This is a genomic window from Rhabdothermus arcticus (assembly GCF_055382915.1).
This window is the reverse complement of record NZ_AP043808.1, coordinates 732227-747378: the sequence shown is the minus strand read 5'-3', so window position 1 is coordinate 747378 and position 15152 is coordinate 732227. Positions and strand designations below refer to the sequence as shown.

The following is a 15152-nucleotide window of genomic DNA, read 5'->3' as shown; positions in this document are numbered from 1 at the left end:
ACGTGCGGCGACTGGTCACCGCGTGTCTGCTCCTCGCCTTCGCGGCGTTGGCCTTTTTCATAGGGCGGACCTTCCTGCAAGACGGCCTGAGCCTCGCCTACTTCACCCTGGCCGGGGCGCTCTTTGGGCTGCTCTTGGACCTGCGCTGGGGCGCGCGGCTGACGGACGCACTGATCGCGCTCTTCGATCATCCTCCCGACGTCTACCTCGCGGCCAGCCTTGGGGTTATCCTGGCCCTGCTCGCCGGGGTCTTGCTCACCAACCTGCTCTCCCAGGTACCGGGCTTTGCCTGGTATCACTCGCTCATCCTCACCTTGCTGCTGGCCTTGGCCTTCGCCTGGGTCATGGTGCGCAGCCGCCGGCTCTTCATCCGCGAGTGGCCGCAGGCCCGCCGCAAGGGTGGCACGCTGCTCGACACTTCGGTACTGATCGACGGGCGGGTGGCGGAGGTGGCCCGCCTGGGCTTTTTGGAAGGGCCGCTCTACGTGCCGGACTTCGTGTTGCGAGAGCTTCAGGGGCTCGCCGACAGCCCCGACCCCCAGAGCCGGGCCAAGGGCCGGCGGGGGCTCAAGACCCTCGCCGCTTTGAAGGCCCAGGGGCTTGGCGTGCTCGGCACCGACCTCGAGGGCGAGGTCGACGAGGCCTTGCTGGCGCTCGCCCGGCGCGAGGGCATGCGCCTTTTGAGCAACGACAGCGCGCTCTTGGACCTGGCTAAGATCTACGAGGTCCCGGGGCTGTCTATCCACGCCCTGGCCGCGGCCTTGAAGGCGCCTTACCAGCCGGGCCAGGCGATCCGGGTACGGATCGAAAAGCGCGGCAAGGAGCCCGGCCAGGGGGTGGGCTACCTCGAGGACGGCACGATGATCGTCGTGGAGAACGCCGAGGGGCGCCGCGGCGAGTGGGTCGAGGCCACGGTGACCCAGGTCATCCAAACCCACCTGGGCAAGATGATCTTCGCGCGCCTCAGAAACCGCTAAACGCCGGCATGGCGTTATAATCCGCGTCGGTTGGAGGTGCGCCTTGAAGCTGCACGAATATCAGGCAAAGGAGATTCTGGCGAAGTACGGCATCCCGGTCCCGCCGGGGAAGGTGGCCTACACGCCGGAAGAGGCCAAGAAGATCGCCGAGGAGATCGGCAAGCCCGTGGTCATCAAGGCCCAGGTGCACGTCGGCGGCCGCGGCAAGGCGGGTGGCGTCAAGATCGCCAAGGACCCCAACGAGGCCTACGAGGTGGCCAAGCAGATCCTGGGCATGGAGATCAAGGGCCTGACGGTGAAGAAGGTCCTGGTCGCCGAAGCCGTGGACATCGACAAGGAGTACTACGCGGGCTTGATCCTGGACCGGGCCTCGCAGCGGGTCACGTTGATGGTCAGCCGCGAGGGCGGCGTGGACATCGAGGAAGTGGCCCGGGAGAACCCCGAGGCGATCGTCCGCTACCGGGTGGAGCCGCACAAGGGCTTCCGCCCCTTCGAGGCGCGCCAGGTCGTCCTCGACGCGGGGCTTGAGGGCAACCTCAACAAGCTCGCCGATGTCCTGGTCAAGCTGGCCCGGGCCTACGAGGGGGTCGACGCCTTCCTCGCCGAGATCAACCCCCTGGTGGTCACCAAAGAGGGGCAGATCCTCGCCGTGGACGCGAAGATCGACCTCGACGACAACGCCCTCTTCCGCCACCCGGACCTCGCCGAGCTGCGCGAGGTGGAGGCCGAGCACCCCCTCGAGATCGAGGCCCTGAAGTATGGCTTCGCCTACGTCAAGCTCGACGGCAACGTCGGCATCCTGGGCAACGGCGCAGGGCTCGTGATGTACACCCTGGACCTGGTCAACCGCGCCGGGGGTAAGCCCGCGAACTTCCTCGACATCGGCGGCGGCGCCAAGGCCGACGTCGTGTACAACGCGCTCAAGCTGCTGGCCAAGGACCCCGACGTCAAGGGCATCTTCATCAACATCTTCGGAGGGATCACCCGCGCCGACGAGGTCGCCAAGGGGGTGATCCGGGCCCTCGAGGAGGGCATCATCAAGGTTCCCGTGGTGATGCGGGTCGCCGGCACCGCCGAAGAAGAGGCCAAGCGCCTCCTTGAGGGCAAGCCGGTCTACATGTACCCGAACTCGATCGAGGCCGCCCGGGCGATCGTCAAGATGGTGGAGGAAAAGCGATGATTCTGGTCGATCGAAACACCCGCGTTCTGGTTCAGGGCATCACCGGCCGCGAGGGCTCCTTCCACACCAAGCAGATGCTCGACTACGGCACCAAGATCGTCGCCGGGGTGACCCCGGGCAAGGGCGGTCAGGAGGTCCATGGGGTGCCGGTCTACAACTCGGTGAAGGAGGCCAAAACGCACCACGAGATCGACGCCTCGATCATCTTCGTGCCGGCCTTCGCGGCCGCCGACGCGGCGCTCGAGGCTGCGCACGCCGGGGTCCCGCTGGTGGTCTTGATCACCGAGGGGATCCCCACCTTGGACATGGTCAAGGCGGTCAAGGAGATCAAGGACCTCGGCGTGCGCCTGATCGGGGGGAACTGCCCGGGGTTGATCTCCGCCGAGGAGACCAAGATCGGCATCATGCCTGGCCACGTCTTCAAGCGCGGCAAGGTCGGCGTGATCAGCCGCTCGGGCACCCTGACCTACGAGGCCGCCGCGGCGCTCTCCGAGGCCGGGCTCGGGACGACCACCACCGTAGGCATCGGCGGCGACCCGATCATCGGCACCACCTTCAAGGACCTGCTGCCCCTTTATAACGAGGATCCCGAGACCGAAGCGGTGGTGGTGATCGGCGAGATCGGCGGCTCCGACGAGGAGGAGGCCGCGGCCTGGATCAAGGCGCACATGAAAAAGCCTGTGGTGGCCTTCATCTCCGGGCGAAGCGCCCCCAAGGGCAAGCGGATGGGCCACGCCGGGGCGATCATCATGGGCGACGTGGGTACGCCCGAGTCCAAGGTTCGCGCCTTCGAGGAGGCTGGGGTCCCGATCGCGGACACCATCGACGAGATCGTGGACCTGGTCAAACAGCAGCTCGGCTAGGCCAGCGCTTCGAGGCCCCCGCGGGGACACGTGTCCCCGCGGGGGCCTTTAGTCTTAGGATGTAGGGGGTACACATGGCGTACAAGGAACGGCTGGAGGAGATTCAGGCGCTGATGCGTCGGCTCGAGGCCGAAACCCCCGAGGCGATCCGCGCCTTCCAGGCTTTTTTGGCGGCGGTGGAGCGTCCAAGCCCGCTCGACCTCAAGCAAAAGGAGTTGATCAACGTCGCCCTGGCGGTGGCCGCCCAGTGCGAGTGGTGCATCGCCTTTCACGTCAAGGGGGCGCTGGAGGCCGGGGCCAGCCGCGCCGAGGTGCTGGACGCGGCGATGCAGGCGGTGCTCATGCACGGCGGGCCGGCGCTGATGTACCTGACCCCGGTCCTCGGGGTGCTCGACGAGCTCGGGACCTAGTTCCCCGCGGCCCGTGCCCGGGCTTCGAGGGCTTTAAGCCGCCGGGCCACCGAGGGGTGGTTGTGGAAGATGGCCTCGATCCAGGCTGGGGGCTCGGGGTCCTCGAGGTTGTCCCGGGAAAGGACCAAGAAGCTCCGCTTGAAGGCTTCGAGGTCCCCCGTGAGGTCGAAGGCGAAACGATCGGCGGCGAACTCCTGCTTGCGGATCAGGGCGTTGAGCAAGAGGCTGCCCAGGAAAAAGGCGAGTATCGTGCCCAGGTAGAAAAGGGGAAAGTGATCCAGCGCCGGGGTGCCCATCATGGCCTCGCCCACGATCAGGGACACGAAGAGGAGGGCCGTAAACTGCACCAGCCCGCGTGAGGTGTCGCGGTGCTTGATGTGGCCGAGCTCGTGGGCCACGACGAAGGCCAGCGCCTCGGGGTCCAGGGACTCGACGAGGGTGTCATAGAGCACGACCTCGTAGCCACCGGCCTTGGGGACCACCATGGCGTTGCTGCGTTTCGTCTTTTCCCCCGCCCGCGCCAGGTAGACCCCCCGAAAGGGGACCCCGGCCCGCTCGAAGATCGCCTTGATCTGGGCGACCAGCTCGGGATCCTCGACCGGCTCGGTCTTGAATTCCAGGCGGGCCATGAGGGGACCGAGCGCGTGGAGCAGCCCGGCGAAGGCGATGGCGATGATTAAAAAGCCCCAGATCGCGGTGTTTGGCCAGCGCAGGAGCACGGCGAAGACGCTGCCAAAGAGCACGGTCATCAGCACCAGGTTGACCGTGCTCTGCTTGGCCCAGTCCCAGAGCCAGCCGCCAAGCCCCTGGCGCGTCATGCCGAGCCGGAGCTCGATCCAGCGATGAAGGAAGGTGAGCGGCAGGTTGAAGAGCGTCTGGCCGAAGAAGAAGACGAGCGCGTAGAGCCAGGGGTTCTCCCCCGCGATTCGATTGGCCGCAGCGCCAAGGGGGGTCAGCATCCATAGCCCGACGTAGGCCAGGATGAGCGCCAGGTTCAAAAGGTTAAGGGTGACGCGCATCCGCTCCTGCCAGCGCGCCTGTTTCAGGCCTTCCTCACCCAGTGCGGCGTGGATCTCGGCGATCAGGTCCATGGTCTACTCCAGCACATGACGCTTCAAGAAGGCGTCGGCGCGGCGGATGAAGTCGAGCCGGTTGTCAAAGCGCACGAAGCCGTGGCCTTCGTCGGGGTACTCGACGTACTCGACCGGCTTGCCCATCTTCCGCAAGGCCTCGACGATCTGCAAGCTCTCTTGGCGCTTGACCCGGGGGTCGTTTGCTCCCTGGCCGATGAGCAACGGGGCCCGGATCTTCTCCGCGTGAAAGAGGGGCGAGGCCGCGCGCAAGAGTTCGGTGTCCGCTTCGGGGTGGCCCATGCGGGTGTAGAAGAGCGAGAGCATCGGCTTCCAGTAGGGGGGCACGCTCTCGAGCAGGGTGAAGAGGTTCGAGGGGCCGACGAGGTCCACCCCGGCGGCGTAGAGCTCGGGGGTGAAGGCGAGGCCGGCGAGGGTGGCGTAGCCGCCATAGGAGCCACCCATGATCGCGACGCGATTGGGATCGGCGATGCCCTGCTCGACGAGCCATTGCACCCCGTCGCTCAGGTCGTCCTGCATCGCCCGGCCCCACGCCTTGTTCCCGGCGTTCAGGTGATCCTTGCCGTAGCCGGTGGAGCCCCGGAAGTTGGGTTGCAAGACGGCAAACCCGCGGTTCGCAAGCCACTGCGCCCAAGGATCGAAGCCCCAGGTGTCCCGGTGCCAGGGGCCTCCGTGGGGCAGGATGACCGCCGGGAGCCTTTGGGCGTCGCGTCCTCTGGGCAGGGTGAGGTAGGCCTCGATCACCCGGCCGTCACGGGCGGGATACCGCACGACCCGGGTCTTTGCCAGAGGGTAGGCCTTGAGCGCGGGCTGGACCTCCCCGAGGAGGGTGCGCTCGCCGGTGTCCCGGCGGTAGCGCCAGTAGCGACCGGGTTCGTCGTCGTTGGTTTCGAAGAGGATCCAAACGCGGTCCGAGAGGTCGCGGCTGGTGACGTAGACGTCGCCGGTAAAGGTTTCGGCGATGCGTTCGAAGTCGGGCTTGAGGGCATCGTCCAGGACGATCCAGCCCAGCCGGTCGCGCATGATCGCGATCGCGTCGGGTTCGGATTTCCGGGGGTGGAAGAGGAGGGCTGGCCGCCCGCCGACGTGGGGGGTCAGGTCGTAGTCCGGGTCCTCGGCGAGGAGGGCCTCCTCGCCGGTCTTCAAGTCCTTGCGAACCAAAGCGGCGGTGTCGCGGCCGATCGAGGAGACCAGGTAGAGGGCGTCTCCATGGACGGCGAGGGGCTGGGTGGCAAGGCCGTCCTCGAGCCCCCAGCGCAGGAGCGGGCGCCATTCGCCTTCCTCGAGGACGAAGAGCTCCCCGCCCCCCTCGTCGGTCGGGCGGTAGGCGACCCGGGGTCTGAAGGCTTCGTCGGCGAGGACCTCGACGAAGCCCGGGTTCTCCAGCACCCGGGTGCGTTCCCCGGTGCGCGTATCGATGCGGTAGAGGTCGTGAAGCCGGGGGTCGCGGTCGTTCAGGGCCACCAGGATCTCGTCGGGGAACTCGGGGCGCAGGGCGACGGGCCGGGCCTGCACCCCTTCGCCGGGGGTGAGCAGCCGGGGCGTGCCGCCCTCGGGACCGATGGCGTAAAGGCGCCAGTTCTCGTCCCCGTCCCGGTCCTGCACGAAGACCAGGTCCCCGTTGTAAAGCCAGGTGTGGCCCAAGACGCCGCGCCCCCGGTCCTCGGTGACGCGCCGCTCCTCGCCGGTCTCGAGGTCCCGGACGAAGAGGTTCTTTGCCCCTTCCCAGGGGGCGATGTAGGCGATCTTGCGCCCGTCAGGGCTGAGCTCGACCCGGCTCATGGCTGGATCGGCAAAGAGCAGTTCCAAAGGAATCTCTTTGGGGTTCATGGGTTGACTATATCCGCTCAGTGGAGCGGGGCCGGTGAAAAATCGAACGGGTAGCGCGGCCCCAGAAAGAGGGTGAAGCCCCGGCCTCCGGACGCGCCGACGCGCAGGGTCAGCGCGCCGGAGAGCGCGTAGGCGTAGCTCCCGTAGCCGGAGAGCTCGAGCTCAAGCCCCGCTCCCGTCCCCGGAGCGTAGGTCAGCCGGGGGATCAGCGCCAGGTGGCTGAGGTAGAAGAACCCGTCCGGGCTCGCCAGGTCCAGGGGCAGCAGGGTGCGGTAGCCCAGGGTGAAGGTCGGGCGCCCGTCCTCGATCAGGCCGGCCTCGAGGCCGTCGGCCCGGGCCACCAGGCTGAGCCGGTGCCAGGCCAGGCCGTTCCAGCCGAGCATGGCCTCCCCGCGCAGGCCATCGCTCCACCCGCCCCAGACGCGGTCGCGCCCCCGGGCGTAGGCGAGCCGGTAGACCAGGTCCAGGGAGACGGCTGCCTGCGCGCCTCCCGCGCCGAGCGCGGTGCCCGCCGCAACCTCGGTGGCGAGGGTGCCCTTGGCCAGGCCGTGGGCGGCGGCGCGCGCGCCTTGGGCGATCAGGGTGCCGGGCTCGGCGAAGAGGTTGAACTCCAAGCTTCGCCGCGCCAGGCCAAAGTTCGGGGTGTGCCGGTAGGCCAGGGCTAGGAAGGGCCAGCCCGCGACCAGGCGCCAGGCGTGTTCCAGGCTGTCGTCGAGCCCCGCGACGAGCAGCCCGCCGGGCAGGGGCAAAACGCCCCGCGGTCCGAGGGAGGCAACGGGGTCGTAGGGGGTCTCGAGGGGCTGAACGGGGGGCGATTCCGGGGCTCCTGTCGCCGTCCCCGTCCAGGCCTCGGCGGGTTCCGGTTGCACGGCGGCCCGGCGGAGGTGGGGGCCCTTGGGGGTGAGGGTGCTGTAGTAGAGGGTTTGGCCGTCCGCGACCGGGAAGAAGACGCCGGTGTCGGCCGCGAGGACCCTTTCCAGCCGGTCGTCTTCGGGCTGGATGCGAAACGCGGCGAAGGGTGCTTTGTCCCCGGCGAAGACCAGGAGGTCCTTCCCCCACCGCTGCAATCCCAAGACGAGCCTTCCCGGCGCGGGAAGGGGGCGAAAGCGGCCGTCGTCGAGCTGCCCTGGAAGGACCCGCCCGCTTTCCCAGAGCAGAAGAAAGAAGGGCTTCCCCGGGGCCAGGCCCACCACCCGCTGGCCCCGGGGGGCGGTCCAGATCAGGCGTCCTTGGCAGCGGATCCGATCCTCGAGGGGGCTTCGCTCCACCCAGCAAAGGCCCCCGTCGCCGGCCGCGGGGTGGTAGGCGTTCACGGCGACGCGCCGGGTGCGCCCGCGCTCGAGATCGAGCACGAAGAGGTCGCGCCGGTAGCCGCCGCCGTCTTCGGGTGTCAGGCGGTCGAAGAAGAGGGTGGCGCGGTCCTTCCAGCCCAGGGTGCCGATCGTCCGGTTGAGGGGGTGCAAAAAGCGCTTGTTCCCCACGACGATCGCGTCGCCATCGAGGTAGGCGAGCCGCCCCGTGGGGGAGAGGGCGGGCTTTTCCCCGGGGCCGAGGTCGGTGCCGGGAGCGGGGGCGGGCGCGGTCTGCTCCGCCCAAAAGCGCTGCCAGAGCGCCTCCAAGCCGGGCAGGTCGGGGTTCGCCCCCTTCCAGGCCCGGGCGAAGCTCTTGGGATCGGCGAGGGCCAGGGGCATGGGCAGGGCCTGGTAACGCAAAAAGGCCCGCTTCAAGGACGCGAACCCGTAGCGCTCGACGAGCTTTGCGACGAAGGCCCCACCGACCAGGTAGCGGGCCTCGCCGTAGGGCCAAAACGGGGTGGCGTTGGTCCCGAGCGCCCAGAAGGGAGGCGGGTCGGGCTTCAAGGCGCGGAGCAAAGCCGGGGTCAAGGGGTGGTGGAGGCGGCCGCCTCCCTCCCGCGACTCGAAGTAGACCGCGAGCCCCTCGGTCAGCCAGCCGGGGTAGGGCTTGGCGCTGCCTTCGAGCAGGAGCCCGATCCCCAGCCGCGGCCCCCTGAGGTGCAGGAGGTGGGCGGTCTCGTGGAGGATCAGGGTGTAGAGGGGGTCGGGGTTGTTGAGAAAGCGTCCGTCGTACTCGGGAAAGGTGTCCAAGAGCGTGGCCCCGGGACGGGGATAGGGGCTCGCCAACCCGTTGTAGGGGCCGGTTTCCGAAAGCCGGTAGACGAGCCGCCCCTCCGGCGCGCCGAGCCACGGCGAAAGGTCGCGGATCGCGGCTTCGGCCCGCGCCAACACCTCCCGTGCGCGGGCGTCATCTCCCGCTCGGTAGAGGACCTCGGCGTGCGGGCCCACGGCGCGCTCGAGGGCTACGGAAACCAGGAAGAGCCAGATGACCCCGACTAGGAGACGGCGCATGCCTCTAGCTTAGGACCTGTCCGGAGGGATGGCGGTGCGAAGGGTCAGAGGGCTCAGTGCGCCTTGCCGAAGTAGTCCTCGAGCTCCTCGGGCCGGATCAGCACCTCGCGGGGCTTCGAGCCCTGGTGCGGGCCAACGATCCCCATGGCCTCGAGCATATCCATCAGCTTCCCGGCCCGGGCGTGGCCGACGGAGAGCCGCCGCTGGAGGCGGGAGACCGATCCCTGCCCTTCCTCGACCACGATTCTGGCCGCGGCCTCGAGGAGCGGGTCGGAGAAGTCCATGCCCTTGGTTCCCTTGGCCGCACCGCCCACGAGCTCGGTGACTGGGCCGTCGAAGTCGGCGCCGTAGGTCTCGACGAAGGGGTCCTCGAAGGCTTGCTGGCGCAAGAAGGCGGCGACGCGGTGGATCTCGGTGTCCGAGAGGAAGGGGCCCTGCAGCCGCACCGGCTTGGCCAGGCCGGGCTGGTAGAAGAGCATGTCCCCCTGACCGGTCAGGCGCTCGGCGCCGGTGGCGTCGAGGATGGTTCGCGAGTCGTGGCTGGAAGAGACCGCAAAGGCGATGCGCGCGGGGATGTTGACCTTGATCAGGCTGGTCAGGATGTCCACGCTGGGGCGCTGGGTGGCCAGGATCAGGTGCATGCCGGTGGCCCGGGCCATCTGCGCCAGGCGCAGGATCGCCTGCTCGACCTCCTTGGGGCTGGTGATCATCAGGTCCGCGAGCTCGTCGATCACGATCACCAGGTAGGGGAGGGTGGGCTCGCCGGCCTCGCGCATCTTCTTGTTGAACTGCTCCAGGCTGCGCACCCCGGCCTTGGACATCATCTTGTAGCGCCGCTCCATGTGGGCCACTGCTCCGAGCAGCACCCCCGCGGCGTCGCCGGGGTTGGTGACCACCCCGCGCACCAGGTGGGGGATGCCGTCGTAGGGGGTGAGCTCGACCATCTTGGGGTCGATCATCAAAAAGCGCAGCTCGCTCGGCAGGTAGCGAAAGAGCAGGCTCATGATCAGGGTGTTCACGCTCACCGACTTGCCGGAGCCGGTGGAGCCGGCGATCAGGAGGTGGGGCATCTTGGCCAGGTCCCGGACCCAGAAGGCACCCTCGATGCTCTTGCCCAGGATGAGGGGCAGCTTGGCCCGGCTCGTTTGGTAGCTCTTGTCGAGGAGCGCTTCCGAAAAACGCACCAGCTCGCGTTCGGCGTTCGGGACCTCGAGGCCGATGACGTGCTTGCCCGGGATCGGGGCCTCGATCCGCACCGAGCCCACCGCCAGCGCCCGGGCCAGGTCGTTGGCCAGCGAGGCGATGCGGGCGATCTTCTCCCCGGGGGCGGGCTGGATCTCGTAGCGGGTGACGGTGGGCCCCCGGGCCCAGTCCACCACCCGGGCCTTGAGGCCGAACTGGGCCAGGGTCTCGTTGATCGTCTCCGCGCGCGCCGCGGTCTCGGCCTCGATCGTCCGGCGGTCCCGTTTTCTTTCCTCCGGGGGTTCGAGGAGGTCGGGGGTGGGCAGGGCTGGCCCGTCCGCGGGGGAAGGGGCGGGTGCCGGCGGGGGTGGGGTTTCCGGGGCTTGCGGAACCTCGATCTCGATCTCCAGCTCGGGCTCGACCTCTTCTTCGGCCTTGGAACTGGGCTGGAGGTTCGGGGGCGGGGCCTGGAGCCCGCTGGCCATGAGGAGCTTGTATCCGGCCTCCCAGGCCTCGGCCGGGGCTTCCTCGGCCCAGCGCCGCCAGCACTGCCAGGCCGAGAGCCGCGCCAGGGCTTCGCCGAGCTTGGTCTCCAGCGCGTTCCAGGCCTTCTTGCGTTCCTCGTGGGCCTTTAGCTCGGCCTCGAGATCCCCGGGAAGCCGCTCCCTGGCCGCGGCCGCCGCCCGGGAGAGCGCCCGGGCTTGCGTGGCGAGGGCCTTGAACTCGAAGAGCAACGCCCGGCGGCGTTCCTCCAGGTGGCGAACGAGCGGGGCCTCCCCGGTCAGCGGGGTGTTGAGGTGGGCGAGGGCGTCCTCGATCGCGCCCTCCACCGGTCTGGGCTCGGCCTCGATCTGGGTCTTGAGCTCCTCCGCCCGGGCCAACCGGACGTCCTCGAGGAGCTCGGCGAGGGCGTCGAGGTGTTCCGAGGGCTGGCGCGCCGCGGCCTTGAGGGAGGTGATCAGCTCGGCGAGGCCGCTGTGCTCGGGATAACGCCGGTAGAGCGCCTCGGCCTCCCTTGCCAGGGCGCCGGCCGCCTGCCGGATGCGACGCCGGGCGGCGCGGGCGGCGCGCCAAGCGGAAAACCGGGTATAGGCACGGGCCAGCGCACGCCCGCCCCGTTTCAGGGTTTCGAAGGGAGCCCGGCCGATCAGGAGGTCGAAGGTCAACAGGGCCAGGATCAGGGGAGGGAGCGGCCAGAGGAGGCCCACCGCCTCGGAGAGCCTCTTCTGGACGTGCGCGCCCAGCGTGCCGCCGAGGGTAGGGCTTAGGGGGGCCAAAAGCGGCAGGAGCCAGACCGAAAGCAGCCCCCCCAGCGTGGTGAGTCGGAGAAAGCGGCGAAGCGGCCAGCGTTTCAGCGCCCAGACCGCGCCCAGGCCGAAGGGCAGGGGGAGCAGGTAGGCGACGAGGCCCAAAGGCCGGCGAAGCCCTTCCTGGAGCATGCGGCCGAGGTCCCCGGAGAGGGGCGTGCTCGGCCAGAGGCTCGCCGCCAGGAAGAGGAAAAACCCAGAAAGCACCAGCGCCAGGGCCTCGAGGTCCCCGTAGGCCAGGCCCTGGCGCTTGGGCGTTTTCTTGCGCTTCGCCATCGGGGGCATTCTATACGCCAGCGTGCCCCCGGAAGGGAGTTACTTCAGCTTCTTCAGCGCCTCGACCACCGCCTGGGTGAGGTCGGTCGAGGGGTCGGCGTAGACCACCAGGTTGGACTGGGCGGCGACGCGGCGGTTCATGATGACCGCAAAGCCCTGTTCCTTGGCGACCTTGGCCACCACCGCATCGACTTCCTTGACGATGGGGTCCAGCGCCGCCTGGATCTTCGGAGCCCACTTGGCCTTGGCCTTGTTGTAGGCCTCGAGCAGGACCTGGTAGTCCTGGCGCTCCTTGGCCGAGGCCTCGCCGCTCTGGAGCTTCTTCTCCAGCGCCTTGAGCTGATCCACCAGCGGCGCCAGCTCCTTGTCCGCGTCCTTTCGCACCGCCTGCACCTTGCCGTAGTCGGGGTGGGCGGCGATCACCGTCTCGGCGTCGATGAAGCCGACGCGGGTGGGGACGTCCTTCTTTTGCGCCAGGGGAAGGGTGCCGAGCCCGATCAGGGCGAGCATCATAAGGATCCATAGAGGTCGCTTCATGGGGCCAAGCCTAGCCCGAGCGGCTAAGCCCTGGGTGAGAGCGGGACGTTTTTCCGGATCGGCCTGTGTTTTACTAAAACCACGAGGAGGCTGACATGCTGGTACGCGACTGGATGACGCCGAACCCGCTCACCGTGACCCCGGATACCCCCATTCTGGAAGCGATCAAGCTCTTAAAAGAGCGTGGCTTCCGTAGGCTGCCCGTGGTCAAGGACGGCAAGCTGGTGGGGATCGTCACCGACAAGGACCTCAAGGAGGCGATGCCTTCGAAGGCCACCACCCTCTCGGTGTGGGAGCTCAACTACCTGCTCTCCAAGCTCACCGTCGAGGAGGTGATGGCCAAGCCGGTGATCACCGTGCAGGCCGATGAGCCTTTGGAGGAGGCGGCGCTCTTGATGGAGGAGTACAAGATCGGCGGTCTGCCGGTGATGGAGGGGGACCGGCTGGTGGGGATCATCACCACCACCGACGTTCTCAAGGCCTTCATCGAGGTCCTGGGGCTGCGCGAGGGCGGACTTCGCATCACCTTTGATGCCCCCGACCGGCCCGGGGTGCTGGCCGAGGCGGCGAGCGTCGTCCCCCCGGCGAACATCATCTCGATCGCCACCTCCGGCCATCACGGCGACCACCGGCGGATCGTGATGCGGGTCAGGGGGCAGGGTGCCGAGGAGGTTCCCAAGAAGCTCGAGGCCCACGGCTTCAAGGTGGTGGACGTCCGCGAGCGGTGAGGCGCTGGTTCTGGCTGGTCCTGCTCTTCCTCGCGGCCTGCGCGCCCCGGCTCCAGGGGGTGGACCCGGCCAGGCCGCCGCGACCCTCGGCTTGGGGGCCGAAGCCGGCCCCGGTCGAGTGGTGGTACGTCTCCGCCTACCTGCCCGAGGAGGGCCTGGCCTTTCACTGGGCCTTTTTTAAGTTCTGGCCACCGGAGGAGGTGCGCCTTTGGGGTCTACCCTTCCGCTGGCTCTATCCCTACCCCCTCCACGCGGCGCACCTCGCGATCACCGACCTCGGCCGGGACCGGCTTCGCTTCTTGGAAAAGAGTGACTTTCCAAACCCCAGCGCGGTCGTCCGGGGCCCGCCGCTTCTTTTAAAGCTCGAGGACTGGCGGCTTTGGCAGGACGCCGAGGGGTTTGGCCTGGAGGCTGGGCCGTTGCGGCTTCGCCTGCGGCCCTTAAAGCCCCCGGTGGTGCATCCCCCGGGGTACTCCGGGACCGCGGAGACCGGCCGGCTGTACTACGTCTCCTACACCCGCCTGGGGCTATCGGGGACGATCGCTGGCCGGCCGGTCTCGGGCGTCGCTTGGATGGACCACCAGTGGGGGGAGCAGCAGGCGGGCTACGCCGCCCGCTGGGACTGGTTTGGGCTGCACCTCTCCGACGGCGGGGAGCTGATGCTCTACCGTATCCGCGACGCCCGCGGCGCGTTGAAGGCGATCCAGGCCGACGTCGTGGACCCTGCCGGGCGGGTGCGCCGTCTCGATCGGGTGGTGATGACCCCGCTCCGCGTCTGGACCTCGCCGGACACCGGGTACCGCTACGCGGTGGCCTGGCGCGTGCGCGCGGAGGGGCTGCGCCTCGACCTCCTGCCGCGGCGTCTCGCCCAGGAGCTGAAGGCCAGGACCACCCGCGTCGCCTACTGGGAAGGCCCGGTCGAAGGCGAGGGCGTCGCCTTCGGAAACCGGGTTCGGGCCTGGGGGATGGGCGAGTTCGTCGGCGGCCCCTTTACCCCTTAGAGGCCGATCGCGGCCTTGGCTTCCTTGAGGATCCGGGCCACCGTCTCCGGGTCCGGGGCCTCGGCGTAGATGCGTAGCACCGGCTCGGTGCCGGAGGGGCGGAAGAGGACCCAGGCGTCCTCGCCGAGGTGCCACTTGACCCCGTCCAGGGTCTCGACCTCGGTCACCGCGCGTCCGGCCAGGGGACGGGGGTCCCGGGCGCGGCGCATCGCTGCGTCCTTGGTCGCGTTGTCCGCAAGGCGCAGGTCGAGCCGGTCGAAGGCGTGGGAAAAGCCGATCTCCCGCTCGATCTCGGCGAACTGTTCGCGCAGCGACTTTCCGGTCACGGCCACCGACTCTAGGAGCAAAAGCGCGTTGTAGATCCCGTCCCGCTCCGGCAGGTGGCCGGCGACGCCGATGCCCCCGGACTCCTCGCCCCCGATCAGCACATCGCCCTTGAGGAACTCGTCGGTGATGTGCTTGAACCCGACCGGGGTGGTCTTGACCTCGAGCCCCAGCTTGGCCGCGAGGAGGTCGATGACCTTGGAGACCGAGAAGGTTTTGATCACCCGGCCGCGGTAGCCCTTGCGCACCAGGTGCTTGAGCAAGACCGCGAAGATCTGGTGGCTGTTGAAGTACTCGCCCCCGGCCAGCACCACCCCGATGCGGTCGGCGTCGCCGTCGGTGACCGCGGCGAAGGTGGGGTCCTCCTCGGCCTTCATCACCGCGATCAGGGTGCCGAGGTTCTTGGGGATGGGCTCGGGGTTGACGCCGTAGAAGAGCGGATGGGGCACGGCGTGGAGCTCGCGGACCTCGACGTCGAGCTTGGCGTGGCGGACAAACCCCGCGATCCAGCCGCCGCCGGCGCCGCCCATCGCGTCGTGGTAGAGGACGCCCTGGTGGCGTTTGAGGGCGTCCATGTCCAGGAGGCCCTCGATGTGGGCGTAGTAAGGGGTTTTGACGTCGAAGGGCTCGAGGGCGTGGGCGCTGGGGTCGAAGGCCTTCGGCGAGCTCGCGTCGAGCCGCGCTTCCACCGCGCGGACGATCTCCGGCGTGGCCGAGCCGCCGTAGGGCCCCTTGAGCTTGAAGCCGTTGTACTCCGGCGGGTTATGGCTTGCGGTGATCATCACCCCGCCGTCGGCGCCGAAGTAGCGCACCGCGAACGAGGTCACCGGGGTCGGCGTGGTGCGCTTGGCCAGGCGCGCCAGGAGCCCGTTGGCGGCCAGCACCTCGGCCGCCGCCCGGGCGAAACCCTGCGAGAGAAACCGGGTGTCGTAGCCGACGACGACCTGGTCCGCGCCTTCGGCCTTCAGGTAATCGGCGTAGGCCTGGGCGACACGGCGCACGTTGGCGAAGGTGTAGTTGTCGGCGATCACGTCCCGCCAGCCGTCGGTGCCAAAGCGGATGCGGCTCATGGTTTCATAC

12 protein-coding genes are annotated in these 15152 nt (G+C 68.7%); 6 read left to right on the top strand and 6 right to left on the bottom strand.

Annotation, left to right across the window (positions count from 1 at the left end):
• Positions 1-2 precede the first annotated feature (2 nt).
• The 4 genes from ACZ48Y_RS03915 to ACZ48Y_RS03900 all read left to right on the top strand — a co-directional run bounded on the left by ACZ48Y_RS03915 (position 3) and on the right by ACZ48Y_RS03900 (position 3430).
• Positions 3-977 carry a PIN/TRAM domain-containing protein gene (locus ACZ48Y_RS03915; RefSeq protein ID WP_464742355.1) on the top strand — a complete coding sequence of 325 codons (975 nt, stop codon included), beginning with the start codon at positions 3-5 and terminating at the stop codon, positions 975-977.
• A gap of 43 nt (positions 978-1020) precedes the next feature.
• Complete coding sequence (gene sucC, locus ACZ48Y_RS03910; RefSeq protein ID WP_464742353.1) at positions 1021-2157, top strand: ADP-forming succinate--CoA ligase subunit beta; 1137 nt, start codon at positions 1021-1023, stop codon at positions 2155-2157.
• Entirely contained in the window at positions 2154-3020 is an 867-nt protein-coding gene (gene sucD, locus ACZ48Y_RS03905; RefSeq protein ID WP_464742351.1) for a succinate--CoA ligase subunit alpha, read from the top strand. Before sucC ends, sucD begins: the two co-directional genes overlap by 4 nt.
• Before the next feature lie 74 nt (positions 3021-3094).
• Positions 3095-3430 (top strand): carboxymuconolactone decarboxylase family protein, encoded by a 336-nt coding sequence (locus ACZ48Y_RS03900; RefSeq protein ID WP_464742349.1) that lies wholly within the window; start codon positions 3095-3097, stop codon positions 3428-3430.
• Here ACZ48Y_RS03900 and ACZ48Y_RS03895 read toward each other — a convergent pair.
• Genes ACZ48Y_RS03895 through ACZ48Y_RS03875 form a run of 5 tightly spaced genes read right to left on the bottom strand, consistent with a single transcriptional unit; the run spans position 3427 to position 12019 of the window.
• On the bottom strand, positions 3427-4521 hold the full coding sequence (locus ACZ48Y_RS03895) for a M48 family metalloprotease (RefSeq protein ID WP_464742347.1): 1095 nt from the start codon (positions 4519-4521) through the stop codon (positions 3427-3429). The two genes, ACZ48Y_RS03900 and ACZ48Y_RS03895, sit on opposite strands and share 4 nt — an antisense overlap.
• Before the next feature lie 3 nt (positions 4522-4524).
• Positions 4525-6351: a S9 family peptidase gene (locus ACZ48Y_RS03890; RefSeq protein ID WP_464742345.1), complete on the bottom strand. Its 1827-nt coding sequence runs from the start codon at positions 6349-6351 to the stop codon at positions 4525-4527.
• A 17-nt stretch (positions 6352-6368) separates the two neighbouring features.
• Positions 6369-8717: a hypothetical protein gene (locus ACZ48Y_RS03885; protein WP_464742343.1), complete on the bottom strand. Its 2349-nt coding sequence runs from the start codon at positions 8715-8717 to the stop codon at positions 6369-6371.
• 53 nt (positions 8718-8770) lie between these two features.
• Positions 8771-11482, bottom strand: a complete 2712-nt coding sequence (locus ACZ48Y_RS03880; protein ID WP_464742341.1) for a DNA translocase FtsK — start codon at positions 11480-11482, stop codon at positions 8771-8773.
• 39 nt (positions 11483-11521) lie between these two features.
• Positions 11522-12019, bottom strand: a complete 498-nt coding sequence (locus tag ACZ48Y_RS03875) for an OmpH/Skp family outer membrane protein (protein ID WP_464742339.1) — start codon at positions 12017-12019, stop codon at positions 11522-11524.
• A gap of 95 nt (positions 12020-12114) precedes the next feature.
• On the opposite strand from ACZ48Y_RS03875, the gene ACZ48Y_RS03870 reads away from it, so the two are divergent.
• Positions 12115-12747 (top strand): CBS and ACT domain-containing protein, encoded by a 633-nt coding sequence (locus ACZ48Y_RS03870; RefSeq protein WP_464742337.1) that lies wholly within the window; start codon positions 12115-12117, stop codon positions 12745-12747.
• Positions 12744-13748, top strand: a complete 1005-nt coding sequence (locus ACZ48Y_RS03865; RefSeq protein WP_464742335.1) for a lipocalin family protein — start codon at positions 12744-12746, stop codon at positions 13746-13748. The genes ACZ48Y_RS03870 and ACZ48Y_RS03865 overlap by 4 nt, the downstream gene beginning before the upstream one ends.
• On the opposite strand, the gene ACZ48Y_RS03860 is transcribed toward ACZ48Y_RS03865, so the two are convergent.
• Positions 13745-15142 (bottom strand): phosphohexomutase domain-containing protein, encoded by a 1398-nt coding sequence (locus ACZ48Y_RS03860; protein WP_464742333.1) that lies wholly within the window; start codon positions 15140-15142, stop codon positions 13745-13747. The two genes, ACZ48Y_RS03865 and ACZ48Y_RS03860, sit on opposite strands and share 4 nt — an antisense overlap.
• Positions 15143-15152: the final 10 nt, after the last annotated feature.